This is a genomic window from Caballeronia sp. Lep1P3 (genome assembly GCF_022879595.1).
Taxonomy (GTDB): Bacteria; Pseudomonadota; Gammaproteobacteria; order Burkholderiales; family Burkholderiaceae; genus Caballeronia.
This window is the reverse complement of sequence record NZ_CP084265.1, coordinates 220,487-238,709: the sequence shown is the minus strand read 5'-3', so window position 1 is coordinate 238,709 and position 18,223 is coordinate 220,487. Positions and strand designations below refer to the sequence as shown.

Genomic DNA, 18,223 nt, shown 5'->3' with positions numbered 1-18,223 from the left:
CCTCATCGTTGCCGGCTTCGTATAAGTCGTGACGTCTGGAAGAAGAGTCCCCGGCCAGTGCGAACCAATAGGCCCTGCGGCCGAGCACGGGGTCCATGAATCAGCCAAGACGCCTCTTCCGGAGAGCGTGTTGGATCAGATGTCGTCGTCGGTCCCGCCATGCGCGTACCCAGATTCTCTCTTTTGACAGGGCTGCCTTCCGGCCGCCATGTCCCGCTTCGTCTGCTCGAAGCGCTCGTCGCCGCGGCAAGCGCGCTCGCGGCATACCGTCTCTTCGGCGCACCCGTCGATCAAGCATGCAACATCGCCGCTGCCGCGATTGCCGTGCTGTTTGCCTGGACCCCGAACTCCACGCACGCGCGTCGAACCGGACTCCTCGGAAGCATCTGTCTGCCCGTGCTGGCCTGGACACTCTGCGAGGCGCTCGCCACGGGCATCGTCATGTGGATGCATCGCGAATACCATCCGTCGCTCGCGTGGTTAGGCTGCTGGGCAGCGCTGACGGGAACGGGCGTCGGTCTGTGCCGCGCGGCGGTGCGCGCCGCGCGAGTGCGGCGCGCTGGCTCGCGCCCGGTCGCCGTGGTCGGCCGCGGCGATCACTACGAGGCGTCCCTCCTGCGCTTTCTCGACAAGAACGATTCGTCGTATCGCATCGACGCACAGTTCGATATGGATGACGGCACGCCGGCGGCTGTCGGCGGCGTCCAGCACTTTCGCGATATCGACGCTTTCGTCGCTTACGTGCGAACCCGGCGCATCGCCGAACTCTGGCTCGCACTGCCGCTCACCGACGAAGAGACGCTGTTGCGCTTCCTCGACATCTTCCGCAACGATCTGCTCGATATCCGCTTCCTGCCCCGCATCGGCCAGCACGCGCGCTTTCGCAGCGGCGCCGCCGACGCGGAGGCGGCACTCGCGGTCGATTTCATGGCCGCGCCGCTCACGGACCGGGCCCTGGCCATCAAGGCCGCGTTCGACCGCGCGTTTGCCGCGTGCGCGCTCGTCTTCGTTTCGCCTCTGCTGCTCGGCATTGCCGTTGCCGTGAAGCTGTCCTCGCCGGGCCCAGTGATCTTCAGGCAGTGGCGCCACGGTTCGAAAGGCGAGCCGTTCCAGATCTACAAGTTCCGCACGATGCACGTTCACGCATCGCCCGACGGCGTCGTCATGCAGGCGACGCGCGGCGATAGCCGCATTACCCGCATCGGTGCGTTCCTGCGCCGCACGAGCCTCGACGAACTGCCGCAGTTCCTGAACGTGCTGCGCGGCGAGATGTCGGTCGTCGGGCCGCGCCCGCATGCGATCGAGCACGACGCGCTCTATCAGGACATCGTCGATGGCTACATCCATCGTTATTGCATCAGGCCGGGCATCACCGGCTGGGCGCAAATCAATGGGCTTCGCGGCGGAACCGATTCCATCGACGCCATGCGGCAACGCATCGAACTCGATCTCTATTACCTCAGCAACTGGTCGCTCGCTCTCGATGTGCGCATCGTGCTCGCGACCGCCGTGCGGGGTTTGATTCACCGCAACGCCTACTGACGCGCAACACCGAAAGATGATGTACAGGTTCCAACCCGTTCGAGCGACGTTCGTGCGTCGCTCGATGACCGCCGCGCTCGTGGCGCTCCTCAATGCCTGTTCGTTCGCACCCGGCTGGCGTATGCCCGTCGTGCCGGACGCGGCCAGCGGTCAGGCAACCGGCGGCGCATCCGCGACCGGCACGCATATCGAAGCGACTGCCGCAACGCCCGACATTCCCGTAACCGAACTCAGTCTCGGACTCGCGCAGCGCCTCACCGCCGAGCGCAAGAGCGCCCGGAATCGGCGCGTGAGTCGTCTTCTGGGCGCGCCGCCCGCGTACACCGTCGGTCGGGGCGACGTTCTGCAGATCGTCGTATGGGATCACCCGGAGTTTGCGGCGGCGCTCGGCTCGGCGCAGAACCCGGCCGCGTCGAAAGCCGGCGATCCGGCGGCGGGGTTCGTCGTCGATCAAAGCGGGAATCTGCACTTTCCGTATGCGGGCGCGCTGCCCGTTGCAGGCTTGCGCACCGAGCAGATTCAGGCGCGTCTCACGGCCGCCTTGTCGAAGTATCTCGTCAAGCCGCAGGTCACGGTGCGGATGGCGTCCTTCCGTGCGCGCGAAGTCTATGTCGATGGCGAAGTGAACAGTCCCGGCGCGCTGCCCGTCACCGATGTTCCACTCAATCTCTACGACGCCATCGCGCGCGCAGGCGGCTTGCGCGAAAGCGGCGATCAGAGCGATCTCGTGCTGGTTCGCGGCGGCGCTTCATATCGCATCGACCTTACCGAAATGCTCGCCGAGGGCCTCAGTCCGTCGCAGCTGTATCTGAAGTCCGGCGACCTGCTGCGCGTGACTTCGCGCGATGAAAACAACGTGTACGTGGCGGGCGAAGTCAACAAGCCGGGCGTTGCCTTGCCGCGCCGCGACGGACGCCTGTCGCTCGCCGATGCGCTTGCGCAGGCGGGCAGCATCAATTCGAGCACCGCCGACACCGCGCAGATGTTCGTGATCCGCGCAGGAAAGGACGCGCCGGAAGTCTTCCATCTCGACAGCCGCTCGCCGGTCGCGATGCTCGTCGCACAGGAGTTCGATCTTCGGCCGAAGGACATCGTCTATGTCGACGGGAACGGTCTCGTGCGCTTCAACCGTGTCATGACGCTTCTGATGCCGCTGGTCAACACCGGCCTGACTGCCGGGATCATCGCTAAATGATCCGCTCCGTTCTCGTGGTTTGCGAAGGAAACATATGCAGGAGTCCGATGGCGGCGGCGCTGCTTGCGCAATGCGTCGGTCCGGAGGTGATGGTTTCGTCCGCGGGCACGGCGGCCCTCGATGGACGCCCGGCCGATTCCCTCGCCGTGGACTTGATGCGTCAGTGCGGCGTGGACCTCTCGGCGCACATCGCGCGAACGGTCAACCTTCGGCTGATGCGCGAAAGCGAACTCGTCCTGACGATGACGCAGGCGCAGCGCGACAGCCTGTTGTCCCGCTATCCGTTCGCGCGTGGCCGCGTGTATCGGCTGCGGCCAGGCGCGGCGAGCGATGTAATCGATCCGTTTCGCCAGGACCGCGCCTGTTTCAACGCCTCTCTCGAGCATATCCGGGAAGGCGTCTCTCACTGGACACGCAGGCTGCGCGGGCCGCTTGCCACGGCGCCAGCCGCTGCGTGATCTCTCCCTGATGCAACGCCAGCCGTCCGCGAGGTTTCGACCGCGCGTCGGAGCACGTCGCGGCTCGCCCCCACTCGATAAACCTAGCCATGTCACACGCCGATAGGCACAGCCCTTCCGAGGCCTCGACGCTCGACGTCATCGCCGTACTGGACACCCTGCTCATGCACAGGTGGCGCATCGTTTGCATTGCGGCGGCTGTCGTCGCCATCGCGACGGCCTGGGCGTTTCTGTGGCCGCCCAAGTACCAGGCCGACATCGTCGTCCAGGTGGAGGACAGCGCCGACGGCGCGGCCGCCGGCACGCTGCTCGGCGAGGTTTCCTCGCTCTTCGACGTCAAGTCGTCCGCGGCGGCCGAAGCGCAGATTCTTGCGTCGCGACTCGTGCTCTCACGCGCCGTGGACAAGCAGCGCCTGTATATCGACGCGACGCCCGCGCGCTTTCCGCTGATCGGCGACTTCGTATCGCGCGTGACCGAAAACGCGTTACCGCCGGGAATTTTCGGCTTGGGCGGATTCGCGTGGGGACAGCAAAGCGTCGAGGTGACGCGCTTCGACGTTCCGAAACAACTGGAGGACGACCACTTCTCCTTGACGGTCGAAGCCGGCGGCCGCTACGTGCTGCGCGGTTCGGACCTCGCGGCGCCCGTGCACGGACAGCTCGGCGTCGAGCGCCTTGGCGAGACCCGCCATGGTCCGGTCGTCATTCGGATCGCGCGGTTCGACGCCATGCCCGGCACGCGCTTCACCCTCGTGCGTCACGGGTTCGACGACACCGTGAATCAGTTGCAGATGCGGCTCGACGTTCAGGAGAAGGTGAAGCAGTCGGGCGTGCTCGTCGCGACTCTGCTCGGCCGCGACCCCGAGCGCACCGGCCGCACGTTGCGGGAAATCGGTGAGCAGTATCTGCGGCAGAACGTCGAGCGCAAATACGCGGATGCGGCTCAATCCGTCACGTTCCTCGGCGCACAACTGCCGCAGCTTCGCGAGAAGGTGGACGAGGCGCAGGACCGCCTGACGAAGTTGCGCAACGATCGCGGCGTGATCGATCTGCCTGTCGAGACGGCAGCGGGTGTCCAGCAGCAGGCCGAAGCAAGGACGCAGCTCGCGTTGTTGCAGCAGAAGCGCGCCGAACTCGTCACGCGCTTTACCACGCTGCACCCGGAAGTCGTCGCGATGGACCGGCAGATCGCGGTGCTGAGCGGACAGATCGAGCGGTTCGACGCTGCGTTGCGCCGACTGCCGAACATCGAGCAGGAGACCGCGCGCGTGATGCTCGACGTGAAGGTCAACACTGATCTTTACGCGGCGACGCTGAACAACGTGCAGCAACTGCAACTGGTCAAGGCTGGCAAGGTCGGCAGCGTGCGCGTGATCGATACGCCTGCGGTGCTCGACGAACCGGCATGGCCGAAGCGCGCGATCGTCATCATCGGTGCGCTGTTGGGCGGCCTGGTGCTGGGCATCGCGTATGCGTTCGCGCGCGAGTTCCTGCACGGCGGCGTCGCTTCGGCCGATGAAATCGAGGATCGCACGGACTTGCCCGTCCTCGCGTCGGTGCCGTTGTCCGCGAGGCAGAAGTCGTTGCACAGGCGCGCAATGAGCGGCGACGCCCAGACGTTGAGTCTGCTCGCATGCGACGCGCCGGAAGATCAGGCGATCGAGGCGCTGCGCAGTCTGCGAACGGCGCTCAGCATGACGCTGCCCGGCGCGGCGACGGGCAATGTTGTGGTCGTGACGGGCGCCGCGCCTGCTGCCGGCAAGTCGTTCGTCACCGCCAATCTCGGCGCGGTGCTCGCGTCGATGGGCCTGCGCGTGCTGGTGGTGGACAGCGATCTGCGTCGCAGTTCGCTGCGTTCATACTTCTGCGTTGCGAAAGGCGCCGGATGGTCCGAACTCGTTTCCGGAACCGCGGAGCTTGCGTCGACGCTGCATCGCACTGGACAGTCGGGCCTCGACTTCGTCGCGGCGGGGTCGCTCGCGAAGGCGCCGGCCGAGCTGCTGCTTTCGCCGCGCGTCGGCATGCTCATCGGCGCGGCGCGGAGCCAGTACGACTACGTCCTGATCGATACGCCGCCGATGCTCGCAGTCAACGACGCCGCGTCGCTCGCGCCGCACGCCGATATCGTCCTGCTGGTCGCCCGCGCCGGGGTGACGCGCATCGGCGAGTTGAGAGAGTCGGTCAAACGGCTCAATCGCCCGGCGTCGATGCCGGTCGGCGTCGTGCTGAACGGCCTGCCGACGCGTTCGGCTCGCTCGGCCTATGGAAGCTACGGCTATACCACCTACAACTATGCCTCGCCCGCCGAGGCGCAGCGCTCGACGCTGAGCGAGCGCCTTCGTTCATGGATCGGGCGGTGATGACGACGCGCGCTTCATCAAGGCCGGACGTCGATGCCGCCGATACGGCGTCGCCGCTGCCGCTGACCGTTGCGATAGTCGTGGAAGCTGCGGGCGGCGGTGTCGCCGTGCATCTTGCCGACCTCATCGCAGGTCTCGCGGCGCGCGGCGTCGACGTTCATCTCATCGCAACACAGGACGAAGACCGCTTCGACGCGCACTGCCTGAGTCCGGAGCGGCTCTCAGCCTGCCGCTCGGTGACGCGCGTGCCGATGCGCCGCAATGTCGGCGTGCACGACATCGCATCCTTCCTGAACGTGCGCCGGACGCTCGCGCGCATTCGCCCGGACGTCGTCCACTCACATAGCTCGAAGGCAGGCGTGCTCGCGCGCGCGTGTCGCGGCCCGTGGGCGAGCGTGTACACGCCTCATGCCGTGTACACGCTCAATCCTGCGCTGGGGCGTTCGGCGCGCTGCGCGTTCGGTGCGATCGAGAGCCTATTCGGACGCTGGCTGACCGATTGTGTCGTCGCGGTGTCGGACGACGAAGCGCGGCACCTGCGCGACGAACTTCGCATTCCGCCGGCGCGCATCGCGACCGTGTGGAACGGCGTTCCGGCGTTCGACACCGTGTCCCGCAGCGAAGCGCGGCAGCGGCTCGGCGTTCCGGATGGCGCGTTCGTGGTCGGGCTGATCGGGCGATTCGCGTTCCAGAAGGGCGTCGACAGGCTCGTGGCGATCGCACGCGAAGTCGGCCGGCGTTCGAGCGAACGCGTGGAGTTCGTCTGCATCGGCAGCGGCGATTTCGTGACGGCGGCAGGCGTCCATGCGCAGCAGCGGCCGGACACCATCCGCGTCGTCGGCGCAGTGCCCGAGGCGCGGCGGCTATTGCGCGCCTTCGATGTGATCGCACTGCCGAGCCGCTACGAAGGCTTTCCCTACGTCTACCTCGAAGCCGTCGCGACCGGCGTGCCGATTGTCTCGACGCGCGTGGCCGGCGCCGACGCGCTCGTGACGACGCACGAGACCGGCGTCGTCGTTCCCAATAGCGATGATCCCGCGCCATTCGCAGACGCGCTCATCGCCCTCGCGACCGACGCGCCGCGCATTTCACGGCGGACCGCATGGTCGATGAAACCCTCGCTATCTATCGCAGATGCATCAATCGGCATAACGTATGAAATCGATCAAGCAGATCGTGCTGCTGCACGCCTACAGCCGCCGCAATTCGGGCGACGGCCTGCTCGTCGACCTGTCGGCGGCACTTTTGCGCGAGGCTTTCGGAACGAAGATCCGCATTGCCGTCGTCGCGGCGGATCCGGCCTCCTTCCCCGAATACGACGACGTGCTCGGCGCGCCCGTCATCGCGGATGCGGGCATTGCCCGCGTTGCGGCGGCATTGCGCACCGCGTGTCGTCGGGAGACATCGGCACTCGCCATTCTGCGTGAGCGGCTTTCGCGAGCGGACATGATCGTCGCGGTGGGCGGCGGGTACATGCGCGCACGCGACGGTGCAGAAGCGCTCAAGCTGGAACTGGGCCATCTCGTGCAAGCAAGGGCCGCGCGCGAAGCGGGCAAGCCCACGGTCTATCTACCGCAAAGCATCGGGCCGGCAATGGCGTGCACGCCTGCGTTGTCCGCCCGATTGGCAAGCCGCATGCGGCACGCGCTCGCCGCGGTTTCGATGCCGTCTGCGTGCGCGACGACCGCTCGCGGGATTTCGTGCTCGGGCACGCGAACGTCGTGCGAATGCCCGATCTGGCCGTTCTCGAATTCGCCCGCGCGCGCGAGACGGTGCTGGCACGCGCGGCGTCGCGGGGAGATCGCGTCAGGCACCTGGCGCTCGTGCTTCGCGATGCGCCGAGCTGGACCGCCGCCCAGCGCGAGCGCTATGCGCGCTCGGTGCGCGAGCTTATCCGACTGGCCGAGGGCGAATGCCGCGTGAGCTTCGCCGTCCAGAGCACCGGACGCGGGAACGACGACGCCGCCTACTACCGGCGATTGGGAATCTCCGGCGATCTGCCGAGCCTGCGTCATCTGCTGGAGCATGACACGCCGGACGCCGTTGTTTCCGTGCGGTTGCACGGTGCGCTCGAAACGCTGCTGCACGGCGTGCCGGCGTATCACCTTAGCTACGAACGCAAGGGCTTCGGCGCCTACGACGACTTGGGCATACCGGGTTGGGTCTCCAACGCGGCGGACTTCGACGCCGCCGCCGTGATGCAGCACGTCTGCGCACCGCAAGCGCTGCCGTCGTTATGGGACGCGACCGAAGGCGCGCTGGCGCGCATCGCCGCGCAGCGGGCATCGCTGGTTCAGTTGGTGCGGCGCGCGGCGGGTGTTTCGACGACACACGAACACTCGGGCGGCTACGCGCTTCAGCCCGAGGAAATGCACGGATAACCCACGATGCTGCTGCGTTTTTCTCTGCGCGTACTCGCGCTCGCTGCGAAGTTCGGGCTGACGATCGTCATCGCACGCACGCTCGGACTGGAGGCCGTTGCGCACTACGGCCTGGCGGTTGCCGCATCGGTGATCGCGTCGAAGCTCTTCGGTCTTGGCTTCAGCGCGGAACTCAATCGCCGCATGAGCGGGCCGCAATGCCATGCCGCCATCGCGACGGCTCGCGCGCTGCGCGGTGTCTATGCCGCGTTCTATCTCGGCGCGGCAGCAGTGTGCCTCGCGGCGGCATGGGCGGACGACGGATGGTTGCGTGAAACGGCGCGCATCGGTTCGTGGGCCATGATCCTCTTCGTCGCGGCGAGCGAACACTATGCCTTCGAAGCCAACACGTATGTCTTCTCCGTGCATCGCTCGCGAGCCGGCTCGGCGATGCTGTTCGTCCGCACCGGCGGATGGGCGATCGTAGCAATTAGCGGACTCGCGTGCGGGATGCCGGGTGGCATCGACGCCGTGTTCCTGCTGTGGGCGCTCGCGAACGCGGCTGTTATCGTGTGGGCGTGGTCGCAGCTTCGTCAGGTCGCGCCGCGCGACGGATCGAGCGCGAGCGAGGCGCGTCGCGCCGTATCGCGACTGCGCGAGACGTGGATCGCCGGCGCGCCGTACTACGTCGGCGGCGTCGTGCTGGCAGGGCTGCAGTACGCAGAGCGCTTCGTTGCGTCGGCGTTTCTGCCGGCAAACGAAGTCGGCCGCTATGTGTTCGCGTGGTCGGTGGCCAATGCCGTGCAGACCATCTGCTATGCGACCGTCGGGGTTGTCGCGGCGCCGCGGCTCGCTCGCGCTGCCACCGCGTCGATCGCCGAATGGCGGAGCAGTTTCCGGCCGCTGCTCGTCCGCACGCTCGCGGTGAGTGGCGCGGTGGCGCTCGGCGTCATGGCTTCGTCGCCGCTTATCTTCCGGATGGCGAAGGAGACGGCCACGGCCGCAGGCACGATGACACTGGGCATCCTCGTCGTCTCGTTCCTGCTCCGTTCGCTCGGCGACCTGCTCTGGGCTGCGGCCGTCGCCCGCGCAGCTCGCGGAAAAATCGTCATCGCCGTGTTCCTCGCTGCGGCTTGCGCGTTTCCGGCTTCGCTGTGGCTCATTCGTGGCCACGGCGCGATGTTCGTCGCGATCGCTCACCTGCTCGCCAGCGCGCTCGCTCTGGCCGCGCTGGCGTGGGCGCGGAGCCGCCGGTCCGAACGGGCTTTCAGTCGTGCTTAGCCGCTTCATGCGCGCTGGCCCGCGCCTCAGCCGCGGACTGATTGCCTGGCTCGCTGGCTTGACCGCGCTTGGCTACGCGGGCTTGTTCGTGGCTGGCAGGTCCTTCCTGCCCGAATTCCTGTTCCGCGACGCAGACAAGATCCAGGCGCAGATGAACGGAGCGAGCACCTATGACGGCTCTTCCTTCGATGCCGTAGGCAAGTTCTACGCGATGTTCGGCCCGACGCTGCTCGATATGATCGTGCTCGCAGTCGGCATCGCTTTCATACTGGCCGTTTTCCGGCGCGTGAACCATGCGGGCTCGCTGGCGGGCGCATTGCTGTTCGGCGCGCCGTGCGTCTTCTTCAATTTGTTCGTCGCGTCGAAGGATACGCTCGTCGTCGCGCTATCGCTTTTCATCGTCTCGACGCTGCGACGCGGCGGCGCCAAGCTGACCGTTGCTGTCGCGCTGACCGGCTACGCGGCTTACGCGGTTTCGGTGCGCAGCTACTATCTTCTGATCGCGGCGGCGGCCGTTTCGGTCTGGATTTATCGACGAATCGGCCTGCGCGCGCGTCTTGTCGCGACGTGCGCGGCTTTGCTCGCGTTGTATCTGTCGCCATCGGTGGTCTATCACGCGTTGCTGAATCCGCGCGACATGGCGGTCGACTATCTCGTGTACCAGTCGCCTTTCGGCGCGCGCACGAGCTTCTATAACGTGCTGCCGCCGGATTCCTTCGCATCGTTCTGCATCGACTATGCATACGCCGCGCTGCGGCTTCATCTTCCGATGCTGTTCTCCCCGGACCCGCGAGGCATTGCGATGCAGGCATTCGTGCTCGCGGCATGGTCTGCGACGCGTCGGCCGCGTAACGCCGCGCGCGATTGGCCCGGCATCGGCGTGCTTGCGTGCATCGTCTTGGGACACATGATGGTATCGACGCTGTTCGAACCGGACCTCGGCAGCTATGTGCGCCACCTGTCGAGCGTGTCGCTTTTTTGCATGGTCCTCTTGAGCGCACCGGGCGACAGCGCCCGCGATGCCCGCGCCGTTCAACGGCCGCGCGAGCCGGAGTCGGCGGCGAAATAAGCGCGTATGCGATCGAGCGCCGGCTTTTCCGCGCCTGTGGCATCGACGAGGCCGAAGCTGCGCTCTCTCGCGGTCCGTGCGCTCGCAGTGTCCTTCCATTCATAGATGGACACGAGCGGGACGTCCAGACCGCGAAGCGAGGCGATAAAGCTCGCGATGCCGCTCGCCTGCGCCGCCGGGTTGCGGGCAGCCGAGCCTTGGGAAGGCACACCCCATTCGGTGATGAGCGCTGGCATCGCATACTTCTCGCGGACCTCTCGTGCGACGTCCCGAATCTGCGATGGCGTCATGCCATACGCGTGATACGACACGGCGTCGATGCAATGCGGCGACGCGCTCAGCGCGGATCGCAGGAGCGAGCTTGCCGCATTCGCACCGACCGGGGCGCGGGAAAATCCGAATCCAAAAATCCGCGTTTGCCGTGACGCCGCCGCGAGCTCGCCGCACACGCCCTGCATGAAGACGGGAAACGTCGTGGCGACATCGCCGGTCGGCCAGTATCGGTCCAAGTCCGGCTCGTTCCACAATTCGATGCCAACGAGTTGCGATGCGTACTGCCTTGCGATGGCTGTGACCTGCATGCCGAAGCGCCTGCCTTCGGCCATCAAACGCGCGTCGCTGGAATCGCCCGGGTCGGTGAGCGGAGCGGTCGAGCGCATCGTCAGCAGAACCGGAAGCCGTGCATGCGCGGCGGCACGAAACGCGGACGCAACACGCCGCATGTAGACCGGATCGTCGACGAGGTTCGTCCAAATGCCGAAGCGCACGAACCCGAACCCGGCCTGCGCTATGGCGTCGGCGTCGCGCTGCGAGAGCGTTTCCACCTTTGCCTGCACGCCGACACGCGGCGCCTCCTGATCGTGCGGGAGTTTTGCGGCGGATGGGATCGGCAATGCGAGCGTAACGGCGAACAGCGCGAGCGTGCGGAACAATGAGTGAAACATGAAATGGCTTGTATGACGCCTGGCGGCTCGTCGATTGAATCTGCGTGACAGAACGGGTGAATCCACGCGTCGCGCCCTCACCCCGGCGCGACCGCAAACCCCCGCTTTCTCAACAACTCCAGCACGCCGCGCGGCCCGCCCAGATGCAGCGCGCCGATGGCCACGAACACCGGCTTGTCGGGCGCGGCCAACTGCACCATGCGCGCGACGAAGCGCCGGTTGCGCTCGTAGACCACGCGGTTGTCGACCTGTGCGGCGAGCGTCTGCGACCGCGCGAGCTTGCTGCCCTTCGCGTCGTCCCAGGCTTTGAGCGCGTCGGCGTCGCCGATGCGCCATAGCCGGTGCAGCTCCTTCACATCGGCGACGTTCTCAGCCGAGCCTTGCACGAGGTCTTGCGCGAGCATTTCGCGCTGCTGCGCCGATGTCAGCCGCGTGAACGTCGATATCTGCTCGTTCAACGTCTCCAGCCCGACGATCTTCCCGCGCACGCGCAGATACGCGTTCTGCAATTGCACTTCGGTGCCGTACTCGCTCTGGAATCCGGCCTTCAGCGTGTCGTAGGTTTCGATCAGCATCGACGCGAGCCACGGCCGCGTATGGCGCAACTCCTTCAGCGCGGCCGGATTGTTGCGCATGCGCGCTTCGACCTTCGTCCACATCGAATCCGGCAGATAGTCGATCAGACATTCGCTGCGGCACATGCCGTAACGGTTCACGTCGTCTTGCGACAGCAGCAGTTCGTCGGGGGAGATTTCCAGCGCGAGCGTCGGCGATGCATCGAGCGCCGCGAGAATCGGCTTGCGAAACGGCTGCTCGGGCGGATAGTCGCTTGCGAAGCCGACATGCAGCGTGCCGAGCAAATAAATCGTCGTCGAGCCTTTGGTCGCGACGTAAAACGGCATGCGCGGCGGCTGCGCGCGCACCGGGCCGCTCGCGGTCGTGCCGGTCGAGCGGTCCACGCGCGGGGGCTGCGCGGGCGCGGGCGGAACTTCCGTCGCGCTTGCGTCGCCGGCGGGCTGCGGCGTGCCGCCCGCGGGCGGGCGCGATCCGATGACCGCGTAGCCCGGCGATGCAATCGTCGCCATCCCCAAAGCCAGCGTCAAAACCAGCGACAGCGATACCGCGCGCACCCGCCACGCCGCCACGCGCACGGCGAGCGTCGCCAGGCTAGAAGCGAAGCGGCGCGTCCGGCCGACCGCCGGCCGCGCCGCCCGCGATTCAGGCGTCGCCTTCACCGACCTCCTCGGCGCGATGACACGAGACCTGACGGCCATCGACCACGCGCAGCGCAGGCTCCTCCACGCGACACCGCTCGATTGCATACGGGCAGCGCTGGTGAAACGTGCACCCCGACGGCGGATTGAGCGGCGACGGCATCTCGCCTTGCAGCTTGATCTTGATGCGCCGGTCTTCCTCGAAGAGCGCGGGCGTCGCGGACATCAGCGATCGCGTGTACGGATGGCGCGGATTCGCGAAGATGGTCTTCTTGTCGCCCAGTTCCGCGATGCCGCCGAAGTACATCACCATCACGTCGTCGGCAATATGCTCCACCACCGACAAGTTATGGGAGATGAACACATAGCTCGTGCCGAATTGCTGCTGCAAGTCCATGAACAGGTTGAGAATCTGCGCCTGAATGGACACGTCCAGCGCGGACACCGGCTCGTCGGCGACGAGGATTTGCGGATCGAGAATCATCGCGCGCGCAATCGCCACGCGCTGACGCTGGCCGCCCGAAAACATGTGCGGATAGCGCGACGCATGCTCGGGCCGCAAGCCGACAGTTCGCATCATGTGCGCGATGCGCTCGGCGCGCTCCGTCGCCGAGAGCTTCGTGTTGATCGCGAGCGGCTCGCCGAGCGTCTGCTCGACCGTCTTGCGCGGATTGAGCGATGCGAACGGGTTCTGGAACACCATCTGCACGCGCTGGCGCAACTCCGCGATCTTCGCCTTGCTCGCGCCCGCGACGTCCTCGCCTTCGATCAACAAGCGGCCGGACGTCGGCGCTTCGATCATCGTCAACTGGCGCGCGAGCGTGGACTTCCCGCAGCCGGATTCCCCGACCACCGCGAGCGTGCGTCCGCGCTGCAATTCGAACGACACGCCGTTGAGCGCCTTCACCGTGCCTTGCGTGAACATGCTGCGCTTCACGGTGTAGTGCTTCGTGAGCGTGTCGGCGGCGAGCACGATGTCCCGGCTGAGTTCCTTCGGTACTGCGTTCATCGTGCGCCCTCCTCGACGATCTGCGCTTCGCGTTCGGCGCGCACCGCTTGCGCGACGGCGCTTTCGACGTTGAGCGGCTTGATGCAGCGCGCGCGCACGTCGGCATCGCGGGCATCGAGCTGATACAGCTTCGGCCGCCCTTTCCAGCAATCCTCGACGGCGTACTTGCAGCGCGGCGCGAAGAGACAACCGCTCGGGCGATCGTCGCGGCCCGGCACCATGCCCGGCAGCGCGGCAAGACGCGCGGCGCCGCGGCTGTGCTCGGGAATCGCGGCCAGCAGCGCCTCCGTGTACGGATGATGCGGCTCGCTGAAAATCGCCGGTACGTGATTCGTTTCGATGATCTCGCCCGCGTACATGACCGCCACGCGCTGCGCCACTTCCGACACGACCGCGAGATCGTGCGAGATCAGCACGAGCGCCATGCCGCGCTCCTTCTGCAGCTTCACGAGCAGTTCCATGATCTGCGCCTGGATCGTCACGTCGAGCGCGGTGGTCGGCTCGTCGGCGATCAGCAGCTTGGGATTGCACGCGACCGCCATCGCGATCATCACGCGCTGGTTCATGCCGCCCGACATCTGATGCGGAAACGTGCCGATGCGGTTCTTCGCGTCCGGAATGCCGACCTGATCGAGCAGTTCCAGCGCGCGTTTGTTGAGCGCATCGCCGCGCAAGCCTTCGTGCAGCTTCAGCACTTCCTTGATCTGATAGCCGACGGTGTAGCTCGGGTTGAGGCTCGTCAACGCGTCCTGGAACACCATCGCGATGTCCTTGCCGATGATTCTCCGACGCTCGCGCGCCGACGCCTTCAGCAAGTCGCGGCCGTCGAAGGTGATCTCGTCGGCGGTGACTCTGCCGGGATGATCGATGAGGCCCATCAGCGCCATCATCGTGACGCTCTTGCCCGAGCCGGATTCGCCGACGACGCCGACGACTTCGCCCGGCTTCACGGAAAGGCTGATGCGATCGACGGCCTGCGTGCCGCCGAACGTGACCTGCAAATTGCGGATAGTCAGAAGATCGTTCATGTCTTAGCCCATCCGTTTGAGTTTCGGATCGAGCGCGTCGCGCAAGCCGTCGCCGAGCAGATTGATGACGAGCACGGAAACCAGAATGGAAAGGCCGGGCATCGTCACGATCCACCATGCGCTTTCGATGTAGTCGCGCGCCGAGGCGAGCATCGCGCCCCACTCGGCGGCCGGCGGCTGCACGCCGAGGCCGAGAAAGCCGAGCGCGGCGGCATCCAGAATCGCGGACGAAAAGCCGAGCGTCGCCTGCACGATCAAAGGCGCGGCGCAGTTCGGCAGCACTTGCGAGAACATCAGCCGCGCGACGCCCGCGCCCGCCACGCGCGATGCCGTCACGTATTCCTTCTGTAATTCGCCGAGCGCGGACGCGCGCGTGAGCCGCACGTAGCCCGGCAGCGCGACGATGGCGATGGCGAGCATCGTGTTGACGAGCCCCGGCCCGATGATCGCGACGACCGCCACCGCGAGCAGCAGCGACGGCAGCGCGAGCAGCACGTCCATCACGCGCATGATCGGCGTATCGAGCCAGTGGAAGAACGCGGCCATCAGCCCGAGCACGACCCCCGGAATCAGCGCGAGCACGACCGACACGAAGCCGATCCAGAACGACAGCCGCGCGCCGTACATCAGACGCGAGAGGATGTCGCGGCCGGCTTCGTCGGTGCCGAGCGGAAACATGCGGTTGCCGCCTTCGAGCCACGCGGGCGGAATCTTCACGTACTCGCGATATTGCTCGATCGGACTATGCGGCGCGATCAGCGGCGCGAATATCGCGACGAAAAGCAGCAGCAACACGATGATGCCCGCCGCCACCGCGCCGCGATTGCGCGAGAAGTTGAACCAGAATTCGCGCGCGGCGACCATGCGGCCGGACGGCGGCGTGAGCGCGCCCGGCGGGAGATTGTTTTGAACGTCAGCCATGACTTTATGAAGACCTCAGCGAGTATGGCGAATGCGCGGATTCAACACGCCGTAAAGCAGATCGACGACCAGATTCACGACGATCACGAGCGTCGCGATCATCAGAATGCCGCCTTGCACGACCGGATAATCGCGGCGCGAGATGGCGTCGATCAGCCACTTGCCGACGCCCGGCCACGAGAACAGCGTCTCGGTCAGCACCGCGCCCGCGAGCAGCGTGCCGACTTGCAGCCCGATCACGGTGACGACGGGAATCAGCGCGTTGCGCAGCGCATGCACGACCACCACGCGCAGCGGCGAAAGCCCCTTCGCGCGCGCCGTGCGGATGTAGTCCTCGCGCAGCACTTCGAGCATCGAAGAACGCGTCATGCGCGCGATGACCGCAAGCGGAATCGTGCCGAGCACGATGGTCGGCAGAATCAGATGCGACAGCGCGGACGTGAACGCGCCTTCGTCGGTCGAGAAGAGCGAGTCGATCAGCATGAAGCCGGTGACGTGCGGGATGTCGTACTCCACGGCGATGCGCCCTGACACCGGCGTCCAGCCGAGCTTCGCCGAGAAGAACATGATGAGGATCAAGCCCCACCAGAAGATCGGCATGGAATAGCCGGTGAGCGCGGTGCCCATCACGCCGTGATCGACGACCGTGCCGCGCCGGAGCGCCGCCGCCACGCCCGCCGGCAAGCCGACGACGAGCGCGAAGATCATCGCGCAGATGGACAGCTCGACGGTCGCGGGAAAGCGCGCCATGAACTCGCCCATCACGCTCGTATTCGTGATGATCGACGTGCCGAGATCGCCCTTGAGCGCGTGGCCGACATAGTGGACGTACTGCATCGGAAGCGGCTGGTCGAGGCCCAGGCGCTTCATCGCTTCGGCGTGAGCGGCGGGGTCCACGCCGCGTTCGCCCATCATCACTTCGATGGGATCGCCCGGGATCAGGTGGATGAGCGCGAACGCGAGAATCGTAATGCCGATGAACGTCGGTATCACCATTCCTATGCGTCGCAAAACGAATCGGAACATGATGGTCCCTTGGGTATCGTTCTAGGGGATAAATACGCTACCGGCGGCACGGATCGTTTCGATCCGTGCCGCCGGACGTGTTTCGACTAGTTATGGTTTAGTGCAAAAAGCATTCTGCCAGCAAGCCTTACTGCATGCCGACGCCATCGAAGCGCACGTAGCCGAGCGGCTCGATCTTCATGTTCGTCACCTTCTTGCTGGCCGGCTGATAGACGGTCGAATGCGCGATCGGCGAGAACGGCAGTTGTTGCGCGAAGATCTGCTGCGCGTCGGTGTACGCCTTCGTGCGCGCGGCGACATCCGTGGTGGAGCGGCCCTTCACGACGAGGTCGTCGAACGGCTTATAGCACCACTTCGAGAAGTTGCTGCCCTTCACCGCGTCGCAGCCGAGCAGCGTGCCGAGCCAGTTGTCGGGGTCGCCGTTGTCGCCCGTCCAGCCGATCAGCAGCGCATCGTGTTCGCCGGCGTGCGCGCGCTTCAGATACTCGCCCCACTCGTAGGACACGATGTTCGCCTTCACGCCGATCTTCGCCCAGTCCGCCTGAATCATTTCGGCCATCAGGCGCGCGTTCGGGTTATAGGCGCGTTGCACGGGCATCGCCCAGAGCGTGATGTCGAAGCCGTTCGGGAAACCCGCCTTGGCGAGCAACTGCTTCGCCTTCGCGGTGTCGTAGGCGTTCGTCTTCAGGTTCTTGTCGTACGACCACTGCGTCGGCGGCATCGGTGCGGTGGCCGGCTGGCCCGCGCCCTGATACACGGAATCGATGATCGCCTTCTTGTTGATCGCCATGTCGAGCGCGCGGCGCACGTCGGCGTTGTCGAGGTTCTTCTTCGTCACGTTATACGCGACGTAACCTTCGTTGAAGCCCGCCTGCGACGGCGTGTCCACGTTCGACGCCGACTTCAGCGCGGAGATGTCGCCCGGACGCGGATAGCTCATCACCTGGCATTCGTTGCTTTTGAGCTTCTGCACGCGCACGGCGGCATCCGGCGTAATCGAGAAGATCAGCTTGGAAATCTGCACCGCGTTCGGCTTCCAGTAGTCCGGATTGCCGTCGAAGCGAATGGTCGCGTCCTTCGTGTAGCTGCGGAAAATGAACGGACCCGTGCCGAGCGGATACTGGTTGATGTCGGCGGCCTTGCCGTCCTTCAGCAGCTTGTCCGCATACTCGGCGGAGAGAATGGACGCGTATTCCATCGCCATGTTCTGAATGAACGGCGCGCTCACTTCCTTCAGCGTGAACTTGACGGTGTACGGATCGACCTTTTCGATCTTCGAAATCAGCTTGTCGAGGCCCAGGTCCGTGAAGTACGGAAACTGCACGTTGTACGCCTTGCGGAACGGCTGATTCGGATCGAGCATGCGGTTGAACGTGAAGAGCACGTCGTCCGCGTTGAATTCGCGCGTCGGCTTGAAGTAGGACGTGGTCTGGAACTTCACGCCGTGGCGCAGATGGAACGTGTAAGTGAGGCCGTCCGGCGAGACGTCCCACTTTTCCGCGAGACCCGGCTCGACCTTCGTGCCGCCGCGCTCGAATTCGACGAGACGGTTGTAGACGGTGAACGTGTTCGCGGTGAAATCGGTGCCGGTGGTGTATTGCGCGGGATCGAAACCAGCGGGGCTGCCTTCGGAGCAGTAAATCAGCGTTTTGTTGGGAATCGCGGCGTGCGCAGCATTCCCTGCGGTCACCGCGAAAAGCGTTGCCGTGGCGACGGCGCCCAGGAGCGCCGACATGCGGGCGGTTCGCAACAGGCCATTCTTCTTCATGTTTCCTCCAAGTCAGAGCCAGCCTCGCGGCCGGCGTAGCGCGATATT

Annotated in this window: 14 protein-coding genes and 2 pseudogenes; 9 read left to right on the top strand and 7 right to left on the bottom strand. The window is 65.7% G+C overall.

From position 1 onward, the window contains the following. The first annotated feature begins 159 nt into the window (after positions 1–159). From LDZ27_RS01035 to LDZ27_RS01000, 9 genes and pseudogenes are all read left to right on the top strand, one after another. On the top strand, positions 160–1,542 hold the full coding sequence (locus LDZ27_RS01035; protein ID WP_244814941.1) for an undecaprenyl-phosphate glucose phosphotransferase: 1,383 nt from the start codon (positions 160–162) through the stop codon (positions 1,540–1,542). Positions 1,543–1,561: 19 nt separating this feature from the next. After that, the gene (locus LDZ27_RS01030) at positions 1,562–2,737 is read left to right on the top strand and encodes a polysaccharide biosynthesis/export family protein (protein WP_370653381.1); all 1,176 of its coding nucleotides are present in this window, start codon (positions 1,562–1,564) and stop codon (positions 2,735–2,737) included. 47 nt (positions 2,738–2,784) lie between these two features. Beyond that, complete coding sequence (locus LDZ27_RS01025) at positions 2,785–3,195, top strand: low molecular weight phosphotyrosine protein phosphatase (protein ID WP_370653341.1); 411 nt, start codon at positions 2,785–2,787, stop codon at positions 3,193–3,195. 89 nt (positions 3,196–3,284) lie between these two features. Then, positions 3,285–5,555, top strand: coding sequence for a polysaccharide biosynthesis tyrosine autokinase (locus LDZ27_RS01020; RefSeq protein WP_244814940.1), 2,271 nt, complete (start codon positions 3,285–3,287; stop codon positions 5,553–5,555). Continuing rightward, positions 5,540–6,592, top strand: a pseudogene (locus LDZ27_RS01015) (glycosyltransferase); the annotation flags it as partial. The gene LDZ27_RS01020 and the pseudogene LDZ27_RS01015, both read left to right, overlap by 16 nt. Positions 6,593–6,710: 118 nt before the next feature. Next, positions 6,711–7,085 (top strand): annotated as a pseudogene (locus LDZ27_RS28850) (polysaccharide pyruvyl transferase family protein); the annotation flags it as partial. A gap of 68 nt (positions 7,086–7,153) precedes the next feature. After that, positions 7,154–7,936: a polysaccharide pyruvyl transferase family protein gene (locus tag LDZ27_RS28845; protein ID WP_370653340.1), complete on the top strand. Its 783-nt coding sequence runs from the start codon at positions 7,154–7,156 to the stop codon at positions 7,934–7,936. 6 nt (positions 7,937–7,942) lie between these two features. Further along, positions 7,943–9,196: a polysaccharide biosynthesis protein gene (locus LDZ27_RS01005; RefSeq protein WP_244814939.1), complete on the top strand. Its 1,254-nt coding sequence runs from the start codon at positions 7,943–7,945 to the stop codon at positions 9,194–9,196. Positions 9,197–9,284: 88 nt separating this feature from the next. Then, positions 9,285–10,265 carry a hypothetical protein gene (locus tag LDZ27_RS01000; protein WP_244814938.1) on the top strand — a complete coding sequence of 327 codons (981 nt, stop codon included), beginning with the start codon at positions 9,285–9,287 and terminating at the stop codon, positions 10,263–10,265. On the opposite strand, the gene LDZ27_RS00995 is transcribed toward LDZ27_RS01000, so the two are convergent. The 7 genes from LDZ27_RS00995 to LDZ27_RS00965 form a co-directional block, all read right to left on the bottom strand. Beyond that, the gene (locus tag LDZ27_RS00995; RefSeq protein WP_244814937.1) at positions 10,229–11,209 is read right to left on the bottom strand and encodes a cellulase family glycosylhydrolase; all 981 of its coding nucleotides are present in this window, start codon (positions 11,207–11,209) and stop codon (positions 10,229–10,231) included. The two genes, LDZ27_RS01000 and LDZ27_RS00995, sit on opposite strands and share 37 nt — an antisense overlap. Before the next feature lie 77 nt (positions 11,210–11,286). After that, positions 11,287–12,444: a TraB/GumN family protein gene (locus tag LDZ27_RS00990; protein ID WP_370653339.1), complete on the bottom strand. Its 1,158-nt coding sequence runs from the start codon at positions 12,442–12,444 to the stop codon at positions 11,287–11,289. Continuing rightward, positions 12,428–13,432 carry a peptide ABC transporter ATP-binding protein gene (locus tag LDZ27_RS00985; protein WP_244814936.1) on the bottom strand — a complete coding sequence of 335 codons (1,005 nt, stop codon included), beginning with the start codon at positions 13,430–13,432 and terminating at the stop codon, positions 12,428–12,430. Before LDZ27_RS00985 ends, LDZ27_RS00990 begins: the two co-directional genes overlap by 17 nt. Further along, complete coding sequence (locus tag LDZ27_RS00980) at positions 13,429–14,460, bottom strand: ABC transporter ATP-binding protein (protein WP_244814935.1); 1,032 nt, start codon at positions 14,458–14,460, stop codon at positions 13,429–13,431. The genes LDZ27_RS00985 and LDZ27_RS00980 overlap by 4 nt, the downstream gene beginning before the upstream one ends. Before the next feature lie 3 nt (positions 14,461–14,463). Continuing rightward, on the bottom strand, positions 14,464–15,381 hold the full coding sequence (locus LDZ27_RS00975) for an ABC transporter permease subunit (RefSeq protein ID WP_244814934.1): 918 nt from the start codon (positions 15,379–15,381) through the stop codon (positions 14,464–14,466). Between the two features lie 15 nt (positions 15,382–15,396). Beyond that, positions 15,397–16,407: an ABC transporter permease subunit gene (locus tag LDZ27_RS00970; protein ID WP_244814933.1), complete on the bottom strand. Its 1,011-nt coding sequence runs from the start codon at positions 16,405–16,407 to the stop codon at positions 15,397–15,399. Between the two features lie 127 nt (positions 16,408–16,534). Beyond that, positions 16,535–18,175 carry an ABC transporter substrate-binding protein gene (locus LDZ27_RS00965; protein WP_244814932.1) on the bottom strand — a complete coding sequence of 547 codons (1,641 nt, stop codon included), beginning with the start codon at positions 18,173–18,175 and terminating at the stop codon, positions 16,535–16,537. Positions 18,176–18,223: the final 48 nt, after the last annotated feature.

Excerpts from the sequence above, each read along its gene's own strand:
- LDZ27_RS00970 (WP_244814933.1), bottom strand. The coding sequence starts at position 16,407 with ATGTTCCGATTCGTTTTGCGACGCATAGGAATGGTGATACCGACGTTC.
- LDZ27_RS01005 (WP_244814939.1), top strand. The coding sequence starts at position 7,943 with ATGCTGCTGCGTTTTTCTCTGCGCGTACTCGCGCTCGCTGCGAAGTTC.
- LDZ27_RS01030 (WP_370653381.1), top strand. The coding sequence starts at position 1,562 with ATGTACAGGTTCCAACCCGTTCGAGCGACGTTCGTGCGTCGCTCGATG.
- LDZ27_RS01020 (WP_244814940.1), top strand. The coding sequence starts at position 3,285 with ATGTCACACGCCGATAGGCACAGCCCTTCCGAGGCCTCGACGCTCGAC.
- LDZ27_RS01035 (WP_244814941.1), top strand. The coding sequence starts at position 160 with ATGCGCGTACCCAGATTCTCTCTTTTGACAGGGCTGCCTTCCGGCCGC.
- LDZ27_RS00965 (WP_244814932.1), bottom strand. The coding sequence starts at position 18,175 with ATGAAGAAGAATGGCCTGTTGCGAACCGCCCGCATGTCGGCGCTCCTG.
- LDZ27_RS01025 (WP_370653341.1), top strand. The coding sequence starts at position 2,785 with ATGGCGGCGGCGCTGCTTGCGCAATGCGTCGGTCCGGAGGTGATGGTT.
- LDZ27_RS00975 (WP_244814934.1), bottom strand. The coding sequence starts at position 15,381 with ATGGCTGACGTTCAAAACAATCTCCCGCCGGGCGCGCTCACGCCGCCG.
- LDZ27_RS00985 (WP_244814936.1), bottom strand. The coding sequence starts at position 13,432 with ATGAACGCAGTACCGAAGGAACTCAGCCGGGACATCGTGCTCGCCGCC.
- LDZ27_RS00980 (WP_244814935.1), bottom strand. The coding sequence starts at position 14,460 with ATGAACGATCTTCTGACTATCCGCAATTTGCAGGTCACGTTCGGCGGC.
- LDZ27_RS00995 (WP_244814937.1), bottom strand. The coding sequence starts at position 11,209 with ATGTTTCACTCATTGTTCCGCACGCTCGCGCTGTTCGCCGTTACGCTC.